The sequence below is a fragment of the Chitinophaga sp. GbtcB8 genome (assembly GCF_019091455.1).
Taxonomy (GTDB): domain Bacteria; phylum Bacteroidota; class Bacteroidia; order Chitinophagales; family Chitinophagaceae; genus Chitinophaga.
The window spans coordinates 91,801-112,794 of sequence record NZ_JAGXJN010000007.1 but is presented as its reverse complement, the minus strand read 5'-3'; the positions used below and the strand labels follow the sequence as shown (position 1 = coordinate 112,794).

Below are 20,994 nucleotides of genomic sequence, written 5' to 3'. Positions count from 1 at the left end.
TTTTTGTTTACCTACACTTTGTTTATGAGCGCAGCTAAAGGAGCAGTAACCGGTCATCATGCTATCATCCGCGAATGGGTACAGTTGTACACAAACGGAATGTACGCCTGGGCCTATCATAAAACTACCGACAAGGCGCTGGCAGAAGATCTGGTACAGGATACGTTCCTGGCCGCGTTACAGTCATTCGATAAGTTTAAACAGGAAAGTCAGCCTAAAACCTGGCTCTTTTCTATCCTGAATAATAAGATCAGCGATCATTTCCGTCAACAATTCCGCCATCCGGTTGTTAACGAAACAGAGGGCGGCTTATCTTTCTTCTTTGATGAGGAGGATGAGTGGCGCAAAGAACGCCGTCCGCAAACCTGGAATACTACGGATACGCATATCCTGGACAACCCGGATTTCCGGAAAATTCTGCAGCACTGTATGCATCTGCTGCCCGGCAACTGGCTGGCAGCGGTAAAATTAAAATACCTGGAAGAAAAAGAAGGGAAGGATATTTGTCAGGATCTTCAGATAACACCGTCTAATTTCTGGCAGATCATGCACCGCGCTAAGCTGCACCTGAGAAATTGTCTGGAGAATAACTGGTTTAAAAAGTAGATGGGGCATGAAAAGAGTGTTAAAAAAAATATTTCTTCCCTGTACGATTGCTACGGAAATGATTGAAAAGGACATTTACTTTAAATTGTCCGCGTTAGAGAAATTACGGCTGTTCCTGCATACCGGTCTCTGTGGCATGTGTCACCGGTATCAAAAACACAGCCGGCTGTTGCATCGGATCCTGACGGAGCTGCATCACGAGCATGAACATCCTCAAGCACCCAAAGAAGAGGAGCAGGCCGCACTGAAAGAAAAGATCACAAACCGCCTGGAAAAGAATTAAGAATTTGTTGGTTACAGTGTCAGGTTGGTGTAAATATACCGGCTATACGTGCAAAAATTCTAATCACATATAAAAACTGACAACAATGGAGAACAAAAAGAAAGTTCTGTTAACCGGCTCTCTGCTGGCCGGCGCCTTATTGGCTACTGCAAACCTGCAGGCAAATGCTGCAGACCTGTTTAGCTTCAACAACCTGGGTACCGGCGAAGCCGTAAGAACCCGCCTGATGGACGGTGCCAGCCATGCCCGTACCCTGGAGCTGGCCTGTGGCGAAAAGAAAGATTCCGCTTCCATGAAAAAAGGTAAAGATGGAAAATGCGGAAAAGATGGTAAGTGCGGCGAAGGCAAATGCGGTGATAAAAAAGGTGGTAAGAAAAAGATGAAGGCCGACTCCACCAAAGTAAAACCGGCAGCCAGGTAATAACAGGCAGTTGTTAGTTGGCAGTGTGCAGTCCTTAAAGTTGTTAACTGCCAGTTGTTAAAGTTAGTTGCAGTGGGCAGTAGTCGCCACTACTGCCCACCGCCAACTAACGATTGCCACTATTAAAAGGTAGTCCGTAAAAAGCACTACGCAGTAACACACCTTACTGCCAACTTTTTTTACACGTAATACTTATCGTACCATGGTTGGAATTGGTTTCAGAAAAGATTTTGCAACCACGCTGTTGCAAAGCCCTTCATTCAACCCGGCCTTCATTGAAGTAGCGCCGGAAAACTGGATAGGGGTGGGCGGTTACTGGAAAAAACTGTTTAACCAGGCGCTGGAAAAATATCCGCTGTACACACACGGCCTTTCACTTTCTGTAGGCAGCCCCGACGAGCTGGACCTGAACTTCCTGCAAAAGGTAAAAACCTTCCTGCGGGATACCAATGCGCAGATCTATTCCGAACACCTCAGCTACTCTAAATGTGATAACGCGCATTTATATGACCTGCTGCCTATTCCGTTCACAGCGGAAGCCGTGCGTCATGTAAGCCGCCGTATCCGGCAGGTGCAGGATTTCCTGGAAAGGAAGATCGCCATTGAGATCGTAAGCTATTACACACCGGTAGCACCGGAGCTTACAGAGATCGCTTTCATTAATGCCATACTGGAAGAAGCAGGCTGTAACCTGCTGCTGGATGTGAACAATGTATATGTAAACGGCTTTAACCATCAGTACGATGCCAAAGCATTCATAGACCAGCTGCCCATGGATAAAGTAGCTTACATTCATATGGCCGGCCATGAAAAAGTATCGGACGATCTGATCATTGATACCCACGGAGAAGCTATCATAGACCCGGTATACGACCTGTTTGCCTATACCATCCAGCGCCTGGACCGTGACGTTCCCGTGCTGCTGGAAAGGGATTTTAATATCCCTGAGCTGGATGAGCTGCAGCAGGAGATCAACCGCCTGCAGCAGATCAAAAATGTGCACCTGAAAAACCCGCGTTATGCAACTGCCTGAAACTACCCACCAGCACCAGTCGGCCCTGGCAGATTATTGCCGCACCGGTAAGTACAGCGCTATTCCCGGTGTGCGGGAGCAGCATGTAACGCAGTACCGCCGCCTGGTGTACAACGTGGTAGATGATATGTTGCAATCAGCCTACCCGCTCACACATCATTTGCTTACAACAAGAGAGTGGAATGCGCTGGTGCAGGAATTTTTTTCCAATCATCCCTGCCAGTCGCCGCAGGTATGGTACATGCCCAAGGAGTTATTCGAATATTTATCGCCCAAAGAACATAAGCTTAAAAACAAATACCCGTTCCTGTTAGAGCTGCTTTGGCTGGAATGGCTGGAAGTGGAGCTGTTTATGATGGAAGACCGGCCGGCCGCTTACACCACCATAGGCGATATTTCAACAGATGAATTAGTCCTGAATCCCGAACATCATTTACAGCAATTCCAATACCCCGTTCACCTGAAAACGGCTAAACAGCTCACGCCGGCTGATAAAGGCGGTTATTTCCTGGTATTATTCCGAAAGCCGGACAGCGGGGAGGTGAATTTCATAAATCTTTCGCCGGCGCTGGTAGCCATGCTGGAAATATTACAGGAAGGCCCGCAAACCATGGATGCCCTGATCCGCCAATGCTGCGCCGCCTGGCAGCTGCAGCTTAGCCCGGAGATACAGGCTGCGGCGCATGCTTTCATCACACAATCGCTGGATAACCGGCTGATCATCGGATTTAAAAGCAAACACTAATGAGCATCTTATCATCCTACGCCGGCACGGCGGCATCCCTGGAAAAAGCCAGGTCAGTACCCTTATTGTTATTACGGCTCATACTGGCCTACGGTTTTTATACACCTGCCAAAATGAAATGGTCCGATATTAATGCCATTGCAGAATGGTTTGGCAGCATGCACTTTCCCATGCCCACGTTAAGCGCCTACCTGGCCGCTACTACAGAAGCCGCAGGGGTAGTATTGCTTACCCTGGGCCTTGCCACCCGCCTTATTACCATTCCGCTAATGATCGTAGTGCTGGTAGCAATTTTTGCAGTACACTGGCCCAATGGTTTCAGCGCGGGTGATAATGGTTTTGAGATCCCGCTGTATTATTTCCTGATGCTGTTTACCTTGTTTATTATGGGACCAGGCAGTGTGAGTATGGATGAACGGCTGCGTAGAAAATATAGAAACTAACCCTTAGTTTTGCTATACAAATTTCCTGTATGGCACTCCGCATCAACCCATTTTCCAAAATAAACAACGATACTGGTTTTGGCAGCAGCTCCAGCGGTTCTGTAGGACGTTTTGTGAACAAGGATGGCACCTTTAACCTGCGCAAAGAAGGCCGTCCTTACTGGGAGCGCATGAGCCTTTACCACTTCATGCTCAACCTGTCCCCGCTGAAATTCTTTTGCGCCATCCTGCTGTTCTTTTTTTCCATTAACCTCATCTACACGCTCATTTACCTGGCATTGGGCGCACATGAATTTGTAGGGATGATGGGGCATAGCAGGTGGCAGGTATTCAAAGAGATCTATTTCTTCAGCACAGAAACCTTTACCACAGTAGGTTATGGCCGTGTAAACCCTGTTGGAGACGGCGCCAACCTGGTAGCCTCCCTGGAAGCATTGAACGGTTTCCTGTACCTGGCGGTATTTACAGGTTTGATCTACGGTCGTTTTTCCAAGCCCAAAGCTTTCCTCATGTTTAGTGATTATGCAGTGATAGCGCCCTACCAGGATAAGACGGGGCTCATGTTCCGTTTTGCATCCTATAAAAATAATCATACGCTTACGGATGTAGAGGTAAAGGTGACCACTGCTTTGCTGGTAACGGAAAATGGTAAAACCGCATACCAGTTCTATGATCTGCCCCTGGAACGCAGCAAGATCCAGAACCTGCCCATGAACTGGACGGTAGTGCATCCTATAGATGAGAACAGTCCTTTGCAGGGATTAAACCAGGATGATCTGAAAGCCGCTGACGTAGAAATTTATGTGCTCATCCGCGCCTTTGATGATGTGTTCTCCAACTTTGTATTAAAGCGCACTTCTTATACGTACGAAGAGATCCACTTTAACCGCCGCTTTGTGCCCATGTACCGGGAAACCGGCAACAGCACTATCCTGGAGCTGCATAAGCTTAGTGAATCCAAAGAGGTGGATGTTACCGTAGCAACGCCGTTCAGCCCCATTGAACGGTCTTAGTTATATAAAACCCTCATCATGCCGCAAGCCTCACTCGCACATCCTGGTCAGCCGGTTATGGCCACTTCCCTGGAAAATTTCTTTCCCGGTTATTTTGCCCTGGTAATGGCCACAGGTATTGTATCCATTGGTATGTTCCTGTGGCAGTATACCTGGTTGGCCCATCTTTTCCTGGGCCTGAATGTATTTTTTTACGGGCTGCTCTGGATCATTCTTATCCTGCGCATTATAAAATACCCCCTGATCGTATGGAATGATCTTCATCATTCCGCCAGGGGAGTAACCTTCCTGACACTGGTAGCCGGTAATAATGTGCTGGGAAGCCAGGTAGCCATTATTACCGGCCGTATGGATATAGCGCTGGTATTATGGATAGCCGGGTTTATACTCTGGGCGCTGATCCTTTACACTTTTTTCCTGGTCAATATCCTCAAAGAGCCCAAACCTGCGCTGCAGCAAAGCATTAGCGGCGCCTGGCTGCTGATAGTGGTTGCTACAGAATCGGTGGCTGTTTTGGGCGCTATTATTGCCAACAGCAGCTCCTATCATTGGCTGATCGCATTTATCTCGCTGTGTTCATATATGACAGGCGGCATGTTTTATTTTGTGCTCATCGGCCTGATCCTTTACCGTTGGCTTTTTTTCAGCATGAAAGCAGAAACGCTTACACCTCCATACTGGATCAACATGGGAGCCGTAGCCATCATCACGCTTGCAGGTTCCCGCCTGGTAGCGTATGCCCGTGTACATGAAGCATTAAAAGAGTGGGCAGGTTTCATACAGTCGTTCACGATGTTCTTCTGGGCTTTTGCCAGCTGGTGGATCCCTTTACTGTTCCTGATGTTTGCCTACCGCCATTTTATAGCCCGGGTACCGTTAAAGTATGATCCCCAGTACTGGTCCATGGTGTTTCCCCTTGGCATGTACGGCGTATGTACTTACACCTATGCAGGCATAACAGGGTTTACTTTCCTTAAACCCATTTCGGCATTATTTGTTATATTAGCTTTACTGACCTGGGTCATTGTTTTGATCGGTTTGTTTATTGACCTTGCATCAGCGAAGAAAAGATAGTGTCATTGTTTTCTTCCGGATAACCATAAAAAGGTGCCCATGCGTTTTTCTCTCAATAAAAAAGCAGCCTTTATTGCAATTGTTGTTACGCTTGTTTGTGTGGTGATCTCATTTTATGGGTCCAGGAAGCTGCAGAATTTTGACCCCGCATTAATTGCTTATTTATTTGGTACCCTCTTTGCCGTGTTCGGCGTCATTTACCGTTATTGTGTATGGCTGCAAAGACCGCCCACCCGCATGTATTTCAGGCGTACCTGGCAGCTGATCTTTACCGGCAGATTTTTCGTACACGTATATACGCTGCTGATAGATTCCATAAAAAATCTCCTGTTCCAGCGCTTCATTTACCCCAGGGGCAAAAAACGGTGGCTGGCCCATTTTATGCTGGCTATAGGTTGCCTGGCAGCTTTTGCCATCACCATTCCGCTTACGCTGGGATGGATCAACTTTACGCTGGACCCCGTTACCGCACTGGACCCTGGCGCCATCAAATTATATAACGCTAATTTTTTCGGTTTTAAAGTGATGAGCTTTGAGCTGGGATCTGTACTGGCATTTTTAATTTTCCATGCCCTCACCTGGTGCTCCTGGCTGGTAATTGCCGGCGCAGTTATATTTCTTGTAAGAAGGCTCACCAATGCAGGCCTCATCGCTTCCCAAACTTTTGAAGGCGATCTGCTGCCGCTCATCCTGCTCATCTTTATAGCCGTTACAGGATTGGGGCTGAATTTCAGCTACGCATTTATGAAAGGCATTGCGTACGATTTTATGTCGGTGACCCATGCCATTTCCGTAATCCTTTTCCTGGTATGGATCCCCTTCGGCAAGTTCTTTCATATTATACAGCGGCCTGCACAAATAGGCGCGCATATTTATAAACAGGAAGGGAAGAAAAAAGGTATGGCCGTGTGTCCGCATACCGGCAAAGAATTTACCACGCAGCTGCATGTGGATGATCTGAAGATAGTCACTAAACAGCTGGGGTTTGATTTTACGCTGGAAGATGGCACCTCGCATCTCGACTACAGCCCTGAAGGCAAACGCTCACTCCTGGCCAAAGCGCACCTGAAAGCACGGCAGGAGGGAGGAACATTTTTTGGATAATCATCCCGGTACCACCGGAAAAATAAATACGACCAGCATGGCAAAACTACCCGTATCCCCCGAAAAGCTTATTACCCGTTTTGGTCCTCACCTCAACTTTGCCCCGCAGGAAGGTTATCCCGGAAGGGATGAGCCGGATGCCACGGTGAAAACGCATTGCTGCTTTTGCGGTATGCAATGCGGTATACAGCTGCTGGTTAAAAATAATAAGGTAGTAGGTTTTGAGCCATGGATGGAGTTTCCCTTTAACCAGGGACGCTTATGCCCCAAAGGCGTGCAGCGTTACCTGCAGGATAATCATCCCGACCGTTTGCTGCATCCAATAGAAAGAGTGGAAGGTGAAGGCTTTAAACCTGTTTCCTGGGATCATGCGCTCGGCAGGACAACTACAGAAATTAAACGCATCCAGGCCGCTTATGGCAAAAATGCATTTGCTGTGTTATCCGGCGTTTCACTCACCAACGAAAAAAGCTACCTGATGGGCAAATTCGCCCGCGTAGCAATAAAAACAGCTAACCTGGATTACAATGGAAGGTTATGTATGGTAAGCGCCGGCGCCGGTAATAAAAAGGCATTTGGAATGGACCGCTCCTCCAATAACTACGCAGATCTTGAACATGCAGAAGTGATCATTGTAACCGGGGCCAATGTAAGCGAAACATTTCCCACCCTCACACACTGGCTCTGGCGGGCAAGAGATAACGGCGCCAAGCTGATTGTAATAGATCCACGGGTTATTCCACTTGCCCGAACCGCAGATCTACACTTACCGGTAAAACCGGGAACGGATTCCGCCCTGTATGGCGCCATGCTGAAATACCTGGCGGATCATGATATGCTGGACCACGATTTTATCAATAACCATACTACCGGTTTTGAAGATACGCTTGCCGCTGTGCAGGACTATACCCTGGAATGGGCCGAAACCGTTACGGGCATCGAGAAAGAAAAGATCCGCCAGGCAGCGGAATTGTGGGGCAGGGCAAAGACCAGCTTCCTGCTGCATGCCCGCGGCATAGAACACCATTCCAAAGGCGTGGAAAATGTGCTGGGATGCATTAACCTGGTGCTGGCCACCGGCCGCATTGGCCGCCCCTACTGCGGTTATGGCACCATTACAGGGCGGGGCAACGGGCAGGGCGGCCGGGAACACGGGCATAAATGTGATCAGCTGCCGGGCAACCGCGATATCAGTAACCCGGAGCACAGAAAATATATTGCGGATGTATGGGGCATCCCTGAGCCGGAGCTGCCGCAAAAAGGGCTCACAGCATGGGAGCTGATAGAAGCTATACACCGGGGAGAAGTAAAGGGCCTGTTATCTATTTGCTTTAATCCGCTGGTATCATTACCCAACAATAATTATGTAAGGGAAGCGCTGGAGAAGCTGGAATTTTATGTGTGCATAGATTTCTTTTTAAGCGAAACTGCCCGCCATGCGGATCTTGTACTGGCAGGCTCATTACATGAAGAAGAAGACGGTACTGTTACCACTGCGGAAGGCAGAGTAGTACGTATACGCAAGGCCGTTAGCCCTCCCGGGAATGCCCGTACAGATACTTCCATCATTTTAGATCTCGCCGCAAGGCTTGGCGAGGCCAATAAATTCAGCTATGAAAATTCGGAAGCCATCTTCAATGAATTGCGCATCGCCTCCAAAGGAGGCTCGGCAGACTATTACGGCATCACCTATAAAAAGGTAGAAGATAATATGGGCGTGTTCTGGCCCTGTCCTTCAGAAGATCATCCTGGTACGCCCAGGTTATGGGAAGATAAAAAGTTTGCCACACCGGATGGCAAAGCGCATTTTAACCCGGTAAAATTCCGGGAGCCTTCTGAGGTAACAGATAGTGAATATCCCATAGTGCTCACCACCGGCCGGGTAGTATCCCAATATCTCAGCGGCACACAAACCAGGCGTATTGGAAAATTGGTGGGCCTTATGCCGGAACCTTTACTGGAAATACATCCTGAGCTGGCGCAGCGTTACAACATACGGCAGCGTGAAACCGTGCGGGTAAGCACCCGCCGGGGCACCGGGGATTTTGCCGCGAATATTGTAGAAACCATCCGTAAAGATACCGTGTTCATCCCGTATCACTGGCCCGGCAGGAAATCTGCTAACCAGCTTACCATCGGCACGCTTGACCCGGTATCCAAGATCCCGGAATTTAAAGTATGCGCCTGCCGGCTGGAGCCGCTGGGCGTGTTTACCCAACCCGGTGAAACAAATGCATTTGATAGTATCTGACCACATTAAATACGCTCACAATGGAAGTTACCTCCTATAAAACAGACATGGAATTCTTTGTAGACATGCAGCGCTGCATTGGCTGCAAAGCCTGTGAAATGGCCTGCGCTGAATGTGAGACCAATGGCCATGAAAGCATGATCCATGTTAATTATGTGGAACGGGCCGTTACCATACAAACCACGGTACAGGTATGTATGCATTGCGATGATCCGGTATGCGCTAAAGTTTGTCCTGCAGATGCTATCTCGAAAGATGATTTTGGCGTGGTGCATACTGCCAACACCGCCCGTTGCATCGGCTGCTCCAATTGCGTGATGGCCTGCCCCTTTGGCGTGCCTATAAAAGAGGAGAAGTACGATATGATGATGAAGTGCAACATGTGCTACGACCGTACCAGTGCCGGTAAAAAGCCCATGTGCGCCACTGTGTGCCCCAGCCAGGCCCTGTTCTATGGCACCCGGGAAGAGATCAGCCGCATGCGCCCTAACAGTACGCCGGTAAATACATTCATTTTTGGGCAGCAGGAAGTTACCACCAAGGTAAATATCATGATGCCCAAAGGAAGCACGCACCTGAAAATACATTAAACTGAATGGTATGTCTGACCAAACTGAAAAAGAACCGAACTGGAAACAGGATTTTCCAATAGAAAGAACGCAATCCACTAAAGTAAGCCGGCGGGATTTTGCCCGGTTCCTGTGCCTGGTATCCGGCGGACTGGCAGCAGGCAGCGCTTATGTAGCCGTAAAAGCCAACTTTTTTCCGCCGGAAGAAGTAAAGGGCGAACACTTTGTTTGCAAGGCAATGGATGTTCCCCTGGGAGGCACACGGTCTTTTGTTGTGGAAGGCAGCAATATCCCGTATATCCTTATCCGTTTGGAAGATGGTAACTGGAGGGCGTATGAGCAGAAATGCACACACCTTTCCTGCGCTGTGTATTATAAACCTGGCAGCGGGCAGATCGTATGCCCCTGTCATGAAGGTTTCTTTGATGCGATGACGGGTGAAGTGCTGGCCGGGCCGCCTCCAAGGCCGTTGCCGGCCCTGGAAGTGCTGCTGAATGGCGATGATGTATATGTGAAAGCCGCCGGCTCCGGACATAATAAAGTGTAATCATCAAAAATTAAAAGATGAGCAATTTTAAAGACGCGCAGAATAAAGCACACCCGAACAAGACCAACACGCTCATGTCTGCGCTGATCGTTATACTTATTTTAAACGTCAGCATGCAGATCTGGCTGTTGTATACCGGCCTTAATAATGCGCTTGGGCAGAACAAGGATATTGCATTGCCTGCATTCATTGCCTCGCTGGTCTTGTTCCTGATAGGCTTCTTCTGGTTATATTTTCTGCCAATGGGTTACCGGAGAAATAAGGAGAAATAACCCTTTACAGCTCCAAACAAACCACCTTTCCATCTGCTGCTGTTGCTATCAGTGTTTTCTCATTCACCGGCTGCACCGTATTTACCAGGCAATTGGAAAATTTATGCATCCATTTTAAGCTGCCATCCTTTGCAGACAAGGCATACACCACACCTGACTGCGTAGGCACATACACTACATCCCGGTATTCATTAATAGGAGACGGGCAGATCTCATAACCCAGCGCCACCGGCGATTTCCATATTACTTCCTGGTCTGCGGAATGCGTGTTAAAGGCAATCACTGCGCCCTGCATGGTTTTGGCGTATAAGCGGTTACTGTCCGGCGAAAGGCCCATGGATTCCCGCACGCGGTTAGCGGTATCCCGGTGCCGGTATAACTGCTGCCCGGTATTGGCATCCAGCGCGGTCATGTACTGATCCGGCGCTACAATAAACAGCTTATTGCTGCAGGCTGCCGGCCAGCAGGCAGCAGGGGAGAACATGCGGTTGCTGGCCCCATTGTTCCAGGTCCAGCTGCGGTGGCCGGTAGCAGCATCCAATGCATACAGATCATTTCCCCAGGAGCCAAAGTATACTTTGTTGTTATAGATCAGCGGTTTGGTTTCCACAAAATTGCGCACGCTGTCAAAGTCCCATAACTGCTGCCCGCTGTTAATATCCCATGCACGGCAATGCCCGTCGGAACCGGCTATTATGGCCGTATTGCGGAATAGTGCTGCGGAGCTTACGATGGCTTTTTGTGTGGCCTGCTGCCAGCGCAGCTGCCCGTTGCGTGCATCCAGGCAATATACATTTCCATCTGTACAGGGTACAATTACATTACTGCCCTGCACTAACGGGGTAGCATATATTTTCCCTTTGGCGGTGAACTGCCATACGGGTTTGCCGGCTTTCAGCGTTACGGCTTTTATATCGCCATTGGTGTTCGTATAAATTACTTTGTCTTTGACGATGGCTACGCCGCTGCCAATATCTCCCTGCTCCTGCAGGCTCCATTTTTCATGTACCTGCGGAAAGGTTTTGTTCATATCAAAGCGGGGGCGGGGCGGATTAGGCATCCACTGCGGCGCTTCATCAGTATGTAATGCCACAGCATGCCAGGCGGGCAGTGTGGCCTGTTCCGGCCTGCGCTCATTAAACACCAGTGAATCATGCACCATGGATACCAGGTTGTAACCACCAATGGCAGCCTTTGCGCGCAGGTTGGAGCGGCACATGATACCGGGTATGCCTTCAAAATTGTATTTGTGATTAGCATGGCCATGCCCGCAGATGATAGCTTTCAGGTTGCGGTCCTTCATGCGGTCCAGCACTTCGTACCAGTTATTCAGGCTGCTGTCCTGCGGGTAGTGGTTCACAAAAATGATGGGCATTTTTTTATCCGGCTGTTGCTGCAGCTGCTGTTCCAGCCACACAATATTCTCACGCGGTATTTGCCCCGGCCCCATGCGCATATTAGGCCCGCAGCTGGTACCCAGGAACCAGTACCCTTTGTACTGAAAGCTGAAGGTTTCCGCGCCAAACACGGTACGGAAGGTATTACATCCGCTCTCCGACCATTTGGCGTCATGGTTGCCCGGCACAATATACCAGGGCTTATTCAGCTCGCTGATGATGCTTTTAGCCAGCTGCAGCTCCTCATCAGACCCAAACTCCGTAATATCGCCGGAGAACATTACAAAGGCGACATCCGGCTGCGCATTAATATCCCGTATGGTCCTTTCAAGATCCTCCTTCGCCGTTTCACTCCCAATATGTGTATCAGACACCATCGCAAACCTGAACAACGTATCCTGTCCAAATACAGGCCCGCACAACAACATCATCATCCCCAAAAAGCAAACAACAAAATATTTCATATGCATTAGTTTATTTCCGCACGCACGCTACTATTAATTATTAATTCTCCCAGCCGGGATTCTGTGTCAAATTCGTATTCAGCAGCAGCTCCGTCCTTGGCAGCGGGTACAAATACTGCTTAGGATCTACAAATTTCTTGTTTGCGGACGGATGTGCAATAATATTACCGCTGGTACCTTCACTCAGCGCATGATCCGGCTGCAGGGAAAGGTACTGCAATGTTTTATCCGGGTTGGCCGGCATGGTGTTTACAATGGCCAGGTCGTTCTTGCCATCGCCATCCAGGTCGTAGATGCCCACACCGGGAAAGTATGCACCTTTAAAATTCTCCGCTAAAAGCGGGCCTCTTTTCCAGCGTAGCACATCCTGGTAGCGGAAACCTTCCATGGCCAGCTCTACCCGGCGCTCCCGTCGTACTTCCAGTATAACCGCATCCGTTATATTGTACTGCGCCTGCAGCAGCGGGTCTGCGGTAAGGGTAGCTACCTGCATGGCCGGCATGCCCACACGGGTACGCAGCTGGTTTATGGAAAGGTCTGCATCGGCCTGGGTAAACTGTTTCAGCTCAGCTTTGGCCTCTGCGTAATTCAGCAGCACTTCTGCATAGCGGAATACCGGCAGGTCGTTGGAATTGGTATTGTTGCCATCCTGGTCTGTACCCGTTACAAATTTTACGCACTGGTAACCTGTCATGGCATTGGAGTAATCCGGTACCAGGGTAGCGGTAGTGCCAATACGTTTGTAACCTGGTGTACGAATGGTTTGCGATAGGCGCGGGTCGCGGTTCTTCACCTCTTCCCAGTAAGGCATGGTGGCATAACCCGGCTGACTGGAAAAAGGCGTGCCATCCTTCATCAGGTAAGAGTTGATCAGGCTTTTGGTAAGCCCCGGTGCGCTTAATGTAGGTACCAGGAACTGGCCGTTCGCCTGGTGTGTTTTGGTAAGCGTACGGTCGTATACCCGTGCCAGTATGTATTCATCTGTATTAGCTGCGTCGGCGGAGAACAGGTTAATGTAGTCGCTTTCCGGTTTGCCGGTGCTGTATAATTTATAGGTACCGCTTTGCATGATCTGCTGTGCAGCTGCAATACCCTGCTGCAGCAGCTGGCTGCCATCGCTTAATCCCAGCTCTGTATGATAAATGCGGTAGCTGCCTTCAAATACGCATACCCTTGCTTTCAGCGCCAGCGCCGCCCATTTGGTAATGCGTGATACGTTTTTGGCAGCCTTCACATGTGCGGCTGCATAATCCAGGTCCGCCAGTATGCTGTCTGTTACCAGCTTGCGGGGATCACGGCCTTTGTATAACTCCTGGCTGTTGGCTTCCAGGGGCTGGCTGTACCAGGGCACATCGCCAAAGCGCTGCATTTTCCTGAAGTAAAAGAATGCCCGGAAAAAACGTGCAATACCGGCATAGTGCGCTTTAACGGAATCTGCTACATCTGCTTTGTTGTAATGCGCCAGGAAGTAGTTCACATTCCGCAGGGAGGTCCAGGTCCAGTCCGCAGCAGCGGCATCTGTAGGCACTACCAAACGGCCGGCTATCAGGTCGCTGATCACGCCGGGTTCCACGTTGTCGCTGGATATGTCGTCGGAGTAAATGCCGGTGCCTGGCAGGTCAGCATAAAAGCTGTTCACATACAGGTCCAGGTCTTTCTCTGTATTAAAGAATGCAGGGGCGGTAATATCGCTTAATGGGCTGCGGCCCAGGAAGTTCTTTTTACAGGCACATAATGCCGCTAGACCCAGTATTATTAAAAACTTTTTCATTGCTGCTGATTTTTGAGATCATTTAAAAATTCACATCCAGCCCAAAGGTGTAGGTACGTTGCACCGGGTACACATACCCGTTACCGTTAACCTGGCCGCTGTCCGCTTCGTCGCCAATGCTTTCCGGGTCAAAGGCTTTGGACAGTTTGGTGAACTCAAACAGGTTTTGCCCGGAAAAGAACAGGCGGGTGCTGCTCAAACCTATGCTGTGCATCCACCGGGCAGGCAGCGTATAACCTACGCTAACATTCTTCACCCGCAGGTAAGCTGCGTTCTGCAGGTAGCGGGTTTGTTTTACGCCCAGCTGCCGGGTGTCGTTCAGCGCATCGTATGCCCGTGGCCGTGGGAAATAGGCATCAGGGTGCTCCGGCGTCCAGTAGTTGTTGTAAATATGGTCATACACCGGCTGGTTCCAGCGGTTGTAAAATCCCCAGAAAATGCCGGATTCCGAACCTGGCCAGAAGTCCTGCTTGCCAATGCCCTGCAGGAACACATCCAGCGAAATGCCGTTCCAGCTGGCGCCTGCGCCTATGCCGTAGGTATAACGCGGCAGGCTGTTGCCTATCTTCATCATATCCCCCGGATCATCTACAGTGTTCTTTCCATTGTCAATTTTCTTGTCGCCGTTGCGGTCTTCAAATTTAATGTCGCCTGCCAGCGGGTGCCCGTTCAGACTGTAAGAGGTGCTTTGCACTTTTTGCTGGTTTACGCCGTACTTGGCATATTCATCGTCTGTAGCAAAAAAGCCCAGGGTGTTATAACCCCATATTTCGCCCAGCTCCTGGCCTACATAATAATCAACCAGTGATTTATTGGGGTTGTCAAACCGGGTGATCACAGAGCGGCTGTCGGCCAGTACTACAGATACATGGTAGGAGAAAGGCTTGCTGCCCAGCTGGAACTGGTCGCTCCATTTCATAGAAAATTCCCAGCCTTTGGTGGAGAGATCGGCTGCATTTTGCCGGGGCTCACTGGCGCCCAGCACTGCCGGCAATGTTTTGCCTTTGGTAAGCATGTTAATGGTACGGCGGTTATACCAGTCAAAACCTATGTCCAGCCGGTTATTCAGCGTGGTCAGGTCAGCGCCAAAATCAAGCGTGGTAGCTGTTTCCCAGGTAAAGCCCAATGGCACCAGGCCGGGCGCTTTAATGCCTAAGGGTTGCGCGCCGTCCAGCACATCTGTAACCTTGTACACGCTCATGGGTTGTATATAATCATATTCACCTACCAGCTGGTTACCCAGGGAGCCGTATGATGCACGCAGCTTAAAATTGTTCAGCACCTTCTTCACCGGTTCAAAGAACGGTTCCCTTGAAACCAGCCACCCTGCTGAAACAGAAGGGAAGAAACCAAAGCGGCTGCTGTCCGGGAAACGGGAGGTGCCATCATAACGCCCGTTAAATTCCAGCAGGTAACGGTCCTTATAATCATAGTTCAAACGGTAAAACACACCCTGGGTAGCCCATTCCCTTTTATCATCCCCCACAGTGGCCACACCGGAAGTAAGGTCAATGGAACCTTGCGAAGGTGTAATATTATCATCCCTGCGGGAAGAAAAATAGCTGTACTTATACAGCTCCTGGTTATAACCTACCAGCCCTTTCAGGTGATGGTCGCCAAAGCTGTGCGAATAGTCTGCATACAGGTTCACAATATGGTCATTCACTTCGCCCAGCGAGGATTGGTAATAATCCGGGTTAGAGTAATTGCTGATCACACCGGGTTTGCTTTCATACTTTAAACGCAGGCTTTGCACATCATTGCGGTTCTGTGTAACCAGCAGGGTATAGTCGCCATTAATGTGCAGGCTGTTGTTTAAGAAGTTGGTCTGAAAGCCGGCTGTATTTTTCAGGAGCTGGTTTTTCAGATTGGAGCGGCCGCCGTTCTCTAACTGTCCAAAGGTGAGCATACCTGCCTGTGTATAGTTGCCGCTGGGCGTTTTAATAGCCTCATAAGGATTGGCAAATAACGACAGGTAGCGGTACACATTAAAGCCGCCGGAAACGATCTTGTTAGGCGCATCATAAATGCCCTGCACCATCTCTACGTTATCATACAGCTTTATCCAGCTGGCCAGCTGGTTCTCCAGCTTTAAGCGGAAGCTGTATTGTTTATAATCATCCGTAGCTACGCGGAAAGCGCCGCTTTGTTTCAGGTACCCGGCCGACAAATAATAATTCGTATTGCCTTTGCCGCCCGCCACACTCAGGAAATGTTTGGCAAAGGGCTGGCGTTCGTTATAAAATTCATGGTACCAGTCGGTATTAGCGCCGCGTATAAAATTACCTGTAGCATCCACACCCAGCTCCGGCAGGGTAGGGTCCAGCTGCCGTTGCTGCAGGTAGGCTATCACGGCCGGCATACCCGGCTGGTCAGAGCCCGCATAACCTTTATAGGCTTCGTTTTGCAGGGTAGCTGCTGCCAGCGGATCGTTCAATAAATGCGGTAAGCGGGTAGGGTTGCTCCAGCCAAAGTTGGCGGAATAGCGTACCTGCACCTGCCCGCTTTTTGCCTTGCGGGTAGTAACCAGTATTACGCCAAAAGCTGCACGGGCGCCGTAAATGGCAGCAGAGGCAGCGTCTTTTAATACTGTTACGCTGGCTACATCTTCGGGGTTCAGGAGATTAATATCACCTGGTGTACCGTCAATTAAGATCAATGGCCCGCCTTTATTAATAGAGGTAAAACCGCGTACGTTAAAGATGCCGCCACGTCCGGGCTGCCCATCGCTGAAAGTAATGTTCAGGTTGGGAATTGCGCCCTGCAAAGCCTGCGCCACGTTGGTCACGGGCCGGTCTTCAAATACCTCCGGTCCCACCTGCGAAATAGCGCCGGTAACATTGGATCTCTTTTGTGTGCCATAACCCACCACTACTACCTGCGCCAGGGAATCATCGCGCAGCTTCATGCGTATGATCAGGTTAATGGGTTCATTCCTTTTAATGGTGTAGCCATCCAGCTGCTGGGTTTTATACCCGACAAATGAAAAGCTGAAGCTGTAACGTTCGCCGGGCGTGAGGTTCATAAAACGGAACCAGCCCTTTTCGTCCGTTACCTGGAAAGCCGGGCTGTTGCTGCCCGCCGGCGTGGCTTTTACAGAAACGCCGGGCATTTTTTCGCCCAGCTCATTCTGCACCACACCGGTCACATAGGGTTTGTCCTGCGCCAGTACCATTGCCGGCGCCAGCAGCAATGCCGCTACGTATAACCGTAAGAGTGAAAGATGTTGGTAGATGAATCTCATATGATCGATTTTTAAGACAATACTTTTCCATGACCGCTGTTGCGGTCTTTTTTAATGTAGTGCTGTGACAGTTTATTTCTTTAAAATGTACCCGCCCGCCGTATCACGTGTTAATGTAAGCTCATTCAGTAAGGCAATGGTCTGTAATACCTGCTCCGGCGTATCGGTATCGCTGAACTCCGCGGTTACACGTATACCGGATAAGGCTTTAGCGTTATAGGTGATCTGTATGCCGAAATGCTGCTCCAATGCTTCCAGTACTTCCGGTAACGGCCGTTTGTTATAAACCAGCGCCTGCTCCCGGTCTGTTGTATTATTAATGGTTTTATCGGTTGACAAGGTTGTTTTGCGTACCAGCATTTTCCCGCTGCTGCCTGCATATACCAGCTCATCGCCGGGCTGCAGGTATTGGGTGCTGAATGCCGGGATTGTTTTCCCGTAAGGCTGCACCATTACTTTACCGCTGTATAGTTTTACGGTTACCCGTTGTGTAATGCTATCTGCCGCAATCCTGAAACTGGTTCCCAGGGCAGTGGTAGCAGTATTAGCTGCATACACGGTAAAGGGCCGGTGCTGATCTTTTGTTACATTAAAACGGGCCGTACCCCGCAGCCACAGCGCGCGTTGGCTGCTGTCAAATCCCTGCCGGTACTGCAGCCGGCTGCCGGGTAACAGCTGCACGGTGGAGCTATCGTCCAGCACCAGCCGTAAAGCGGTTTTGCCGGTATTATTATACTGCCGGTATATCACGGCTGCGGGTTGTGCCTGCGCTAATTGCGCAGGGGCATTGTTGTTGGGATAACGGCTTACCAGCAGCCAGCCCAGTGTTATAAGCCCGGCTATGAACGCAGCGGCAGCCACCGCGCGCAGCGCTATCTGCCAGCGTTTTCCCTGGGTGATACGATGGCGGATGCGGTCCAGCACTTTTTCCGTTACCACCGGGTGCAATCTTTGCTCCGGCTCAAAAGTTTCCCAGTCTGCTGTTTGCAGGTGTTCCTCCATCTCGTCCGGATGTTCGCTGAAGTATTGCAGCACCATTATTTCCTCTGCTTCCGTACACTGCCCGTTCAGGAACCGCTGGTATAACTCCCGTGATAACGCCATAACAACTTGCACATTTATATATACACTACGTTCAGGCGGGAAATATCCCTTACTGCTTAACAACTTATTTAAACAGGGAAGGGCAGGGATCAGCAAAGAAAGGTTAGCAGCGCACGGCGCAATTGCTTCAAAGCCTTGGTAATGTGCACTTCTACTGTTTTAGGGGAGATGGCCAGCAGGCTGGAAATTTCTTTGTGGGAAAGGCCGTCTATGCGGCTTAGCATAAAAACTTTTTTGCGCACAGGCGGCAGCTTATCCATTTCCCGGTGCAGCTGGTGAATGGTATCGCGGCTGGCCGGCTCTGCGCTCAGCCCTTTTTGCAGCAGGTCTGCCGTATAGGATTGCAGAAAGTTCTGATGGTGCTTATTATGGCGCACCATATCAATAAGAGAGGTTTTGGCAATGCGGAAGATCTGTTCGGAAAGGGTATGGGTGGTAGAGAGCTGCTGCCGGTAATGCCACAGCTTAACAAACGTAGTTTGCAAAAGTTCTTCGGACCATAGCTGGGAGCGGGTATGCTTCAGGAAATAGAAATATAATTTTTCGTGATAGGTATGATATACCTGCTCAAATGTTTCCGTATGTCCCTCTTTTAATGCAAGTATCTCTTCCACGTACCTTTAGATTTTCGTAGGCAAAGTTTGCAAAAACTGAAGATAGTGTTTATTAAGGAATAATTAATTCTATTTAAAACCGGATTTGGATTTTGTTTTTTTTCCTGTTATTTTGGTGATTGATAGCACACTATGTAGCATTTTAGGATAGGGAGAACGTTATGGAAAACGATCGTCGTCGTATTCATTCCCCGTATATATAATACTGTATCAATCATTGAAGAACTCTTAACCAGGCACTATCTATGCATAACCAGCAAGCTATAAAAGACTTGTTTGATAGCATCTGCCAGCAGGATGATATGGCCGCCTACCAGCAGTTATTCGGGATCATGGAAGCCCCGCTTATTGCTTTTATTAAGGCTTTGGTAGGAGCGGAGGAAGTTGCAGAGGAGCTCTATTCCGACCTGTTTGTAAAAATATGGGCGCGCCGCCATACGCTGCCTGCTGCCGTGCAGCCACGTAATTATATTTATACAATGGCCCGCAACCTGGCCCTGGATTTCCTGAAAAAAGAACGCCATCTGCACAGCATAGAGTTTAATGATATTGATCCCCTGCTGGTGAAGGATCAATCCCCCACACCGGAGGAGCAGGTTATTTCCAAGGAAATGATCCGCAAAATAGAAAGCGCCATCAATATACTGCCGGCCCGCTGCCGCCTTATTTTTAAAATGGTAAAGGAAGATGGGTTTAAGTACAAGGAAGTAGCAGCCCTGCTGGGTATTTCCGTACATACGGTGGAGGTACAGATGTCCATTGCGCTGAAAAAAGTAGCGGCGTCTGTGAAGTTTAAGACACTGGCTTAGGTTACGGGGATTATCGTTATATTCGGTAAGGTAAGCCCCTTCAGATAACCAGTCACTATTGTCATGTTGAAGCAAAACTATCCTGCTGCAATAACGCATACATCTACTCCGGCTGTAGCGGAAAACAATACCTCCAAAGGCATAAGCCTGCCTGCAGTATCGCCCCTGCAAAAGATGGATGCCGCAATGGAAGAACCTTTAGGGGAACCGGCTCCCATACAAATGAAAGCGCATTTACCACCAAAATTCATTCTGCAAAAAACACTATCTGTTGAAAATAATGTACTGCACCCCTTCCAGTTAAAGGCTGGCGCCCCTGTGGTGCAAAGGACTATTAATATTTTGCCGGGGGCACCTGCCTTGCCAGGCACGTCTGCTTTCCGTGCAAATGCGGAGCCGGCCAGCCCGCATTCGCAGGGCGGCGCTCAGGTATGGAACGCGCAGCAGGCATATGCCCGCTTACCGGCAGTGTACAGGACTGACGTCATAGATCAGCAGCTGCTGCTTAATGTATTAGGAGCCATGGATGCGCAAAACTGGTCAGGTACAGGTTACCGGAACTTTTGCCAGGAGGTGGCAAACCGTTATAACGCAGTACTGCGTCAACAACAGCAGCCACCACCGCAGCATGAAACGCCCATTGATACAGAAGATGTAATGGAAGACTCAGAAGAAGAAGAAGAAGAAGATCAGGGAGAGGTAAGTGGGGAAGAGGTAAGTGGGGAGCCCGCATACCCTGCAGGCATTGAAAAGTCTGAGTGGGTAATTGAATTTAAAGAGGAGAGTGGTAAATACGGAGCCAGGTTTGTTACCGGTTTTATCAGTTCCAGCGGTGAGGAGGAAGACCTGGAGGGCATCCAGATCCGGGAAGTGATAGAGGTAGGGCGTAACGACCTGGAAGCCCCGTCAGCAATTGAAACGCAGCAAACCGTTATTGATGAAAATGGGATGCTCAATGACTACATCGGCACCGATGCAGCACGTATTCACAGATCGGTTCCCCGCATTACAAATTTCCCCGCCGTGTATGAAACCCCTCAAAGGTTAGAGTGGAAATATGCTGAAGAAGATGCCAACGACTGGAAATTCCTGGCCAATATTGCCATCACCGTAACCGTGGTAGACAAATCCAAAGAAGGAGATGAGGAACGGCACCTCACAGTAATAACTACCTACAACGGCGAATCAGTGGAACAGCGCTATAGAGGCGCCGCCGTGCCGCGGCCATAA

20 protein-coding genes are annotated in these 20,994 nt (G+C 49.5%); 15 read left to right on the top strand and 5 right to left on the bottom strand.

Translation table 11 applies throughout. From position 1 onward, the window contains the following. Positions 1-24: 24 nt before the first annotated feature. From KVT36_RS09555 to KVT36_RS09495, 13 genes are all read left to right on the top strand, one after another. Positions 25-606: a sigma-70 family RNA polymerase sigma factor gene (locus KVT36_RS09555; RefSeq protein ID WP_217603271.1), complete on the top strand. Its 582-nt coding sequence runs from the start codon at positions 25-27 to the stop codon at positions 604-606. A gap of 7 nt (positions 607-613) precedes the next feature. Further along, on the top strand, positions 614-889 hold the full coding sequence (locus KVT36_RS09550) for a hypothetical protein (RefSeq protein WP_217603270.1): 276 nt from the start codon (positions 614-616) through the stop codon (positions 887-889). 85 nt (positions 890-974) lie between these two features. After that, positions 975-1,310, top strand: coding sequence for a hypothetical protein (locus KVT36_RS09545; protein WP_217603269.1), 336 nt, complete (start codon positions 975-977; stop codon positions 1,308-1,310). A gap of 202 nt (positions 1,311-1,512) precedes the next feature. Further along, the gene (locus KVT36_RS09540) at positions 1,513-2,343 is read left to right on the top strand and encodes a DUF692 domain-containing protein (protein WP_217603268.1); all 831 of its coding nucleotides are present in this window, start codon (positions 1,513-1,515) and stop codon (positions 2,341-2,343) included. Further along, complete coding sequence (locus KVT36_RS09535; protein ID WP_217603267.1) at positions 2,330-3,088, top strand: DUF2063 domain-containing protein; 759 nt, start codon at positions 2,330-2,332, stop codon at positions 3,086-3,088. Before KVT36_RS09540 ends, KVT36_RS09535 begins: the two co-directional genes overlap by 14 nt. Then, positions 3,088-3,531, top strand: coding sequence for a DoxX family protein (locus KVT36_RS09530; RefSeq protein WP_217603266.1), 444 nt, complete (start codon positions 3,088-3,090; stop codon positions 3,529-3,531). Before KVT36_RS09535 ends, KVT36_RS09530 begins: the two co-directional genes overlap by 1 nt. Before the next feature lie 29 nt (positions 3,532-3,560). Continuing rightward, positions 3,561-4,544: an ion channel gene (locus KVT36_RS09525; RefSeq protein ID WP_217603265.1), complete on the top strand. Its 984-nt coding sequence runs from the start codon at positions 3,561-3,563 to the stop codon at positions 4,542-4,544. Between the two features lie 18 nt (positions 4,545-4,562). Continuing rightward, positions 4,563-5,618 (top strand): tellurite resistance/C4-dicarboxylate transporter family protein, encoded by a 1,056-nt coding sequence (locus tag KVT36_RS09520; protein ID WP_217603264.1) that lies wholly within the window; start codon positions 4,563-4,565, stop codon positions 5,616-5,618. A gap of 39 nt (positions 5,619-5,657) precedes the next feature. Next, the gene (locus KVT36_RS09515) at positions 5,658-6,722 is read left to right on the top strand and encodes a hypothetical protein (protein ID WP_217603263.1); all 1,065 of its coding nucleotides are present in this window, start codon (positions 5,658-5,660) and stop codon (positions 6,720-6,722) included. 37 nt (positions 6,723-6,759) lie between these two features. After that, entirely contained in the window at positions 6,760-8,973 is a 2,214-nt protein-coding gene (locus tag KVT36_RS09510; RefSeq protein WP_217603262.1) for a molybdopterin oxidoreductase family protein, read from the top strand. A 20-nt stretch (positions 8,974-8,993) separates the two neighbouring features. Beyond that, positions 8,994-9,563: a 4Fe-4S dicluster domain-containing protein gene (locus KVT36_RS09505; RefSeq protein WP_089916824.1), complete on the top strand. Its 570-nt coding sequence runs from the start codon at positions 8,994-8,996 to the stop codon at positions 9,561-9,563. A 10-nt stretch (positions 9,564-9,573) separates the two neighbouring features. Then, entirely contained in the window at positions 9,574-10,089 is a 516-nt protein-coding gene (locus tag KVT36_RS09500; protein WP_217603261.1) for a ubiquinol-cytochrome c reductase iron-sulfur subunit, read from the top strand. Between the two features lie 17 nt (positions 10,090-10,106). Beyond that, complete coding sequence (locus KVT36_RS09495; protein WP_217603260.1) at positions 10,107-10,361, top strand: DUF6755 family protein; 255 nt, start codon at positions 10,107-10,109, stop codon at positions 10,359-10,361. A gap of 4 nt (positions 10,362-10,365) precedes the next feature. Here KVT36_RS09495 and KVT36_RS09490 read toward each other — a convergent pair whose 3' ends face one another. The 5 genes from KVT36_RS09490 to KVT36_RS09470 all read right to left on the bottom strand — a co-directional run bounded on the left by KVT36_RS09490 (position 10,366) and on the right by KVT36_RS09470 (position 18,955). Beyond that, complete coding sequence (locus KVT36_RS09490) at positions 10,366-12,222, bottom strand: PQQ-binding-like beta-propeller repeat protein (protein WP_217603259.1); 1,857 nt, start codon at positions 12,220-12,222, stop codon at positions 10,366-10,368. 40 nt (positions 12,223-12,262) lie between these two features. Next, positions 12,263-13,993 carry a RagB/SusD family nutrient uptake outer membrane protein gene (locus tag KVT36_RS09485; protein WP_217603258.1) on the bottom strand — a complete coding sequence of 577 codons (1,731 nt, stop codon included), beginning with the start codon at positions 13,991-13,993 and terminating at the stop codon, positions 12,263-12,265. Positions 13,994-14,015: 22 nt separating this feature from the next. Then, positions 14,016-17,237, bottom strand: coding sequence for a TonB-dependent receptor (locus KVT36_RS09480; protein ID WP_217603257.1), 3,222 nt, complete (start codon positions 17,235-17,237; stop codon positions 14,016-14,018). 72 nt (positions 17,238-17,309) lie between these two features. After that, positions 17,310-18,341 (bottom strand): FecR family protein, encoded by a 1,032-nt coding sequence (locus tag KVT36_RS09475; RefSeq protein ID WP_217603256.1) that lies wholly within the window; start codon positions 18,339-18,341, stop codon positions 17,310-17,312. An 89-nt stretch (positions 18,342-18,430) separates the two neighbouring features. After that, positions 18,431-18,955: an RNA polymerase sigma factor gene (locus KVT36_RS09470; protein ID WP_089916855.1), complete on the bottom strand. Its 525-nt coding sequence runs from the start codon at positions 18,953-18,955 to the stop codon at positions 18,431-18,433. 245 nt (positions 18,956-19,200) lie between these two features. Here KVT36_RS09470 and KVT36_RS09465 point away from each other — a divergent pair, with 245 nt between their 5' ends. Further along, positions 19,201-19,764, top strand: coding sequence for an RNA polymerase sigma-70 factor (locus tag KVT36_RS09465; protein ID WP_217603255.1), 564 nt, complete (start codon positions 19,201-19,203; stop codon positions 19,762-19,764). A 63-nt stretch (positions 19,765-19,827) separates the two neighbouring features. Beyond that, entirely contained in the window at positions 19,828-20,994 is a 1,167-nt protein-coding gene (locus KVT36_RS09460) for a hypothetical protein (protein WP_217603254.1), read from the top strand.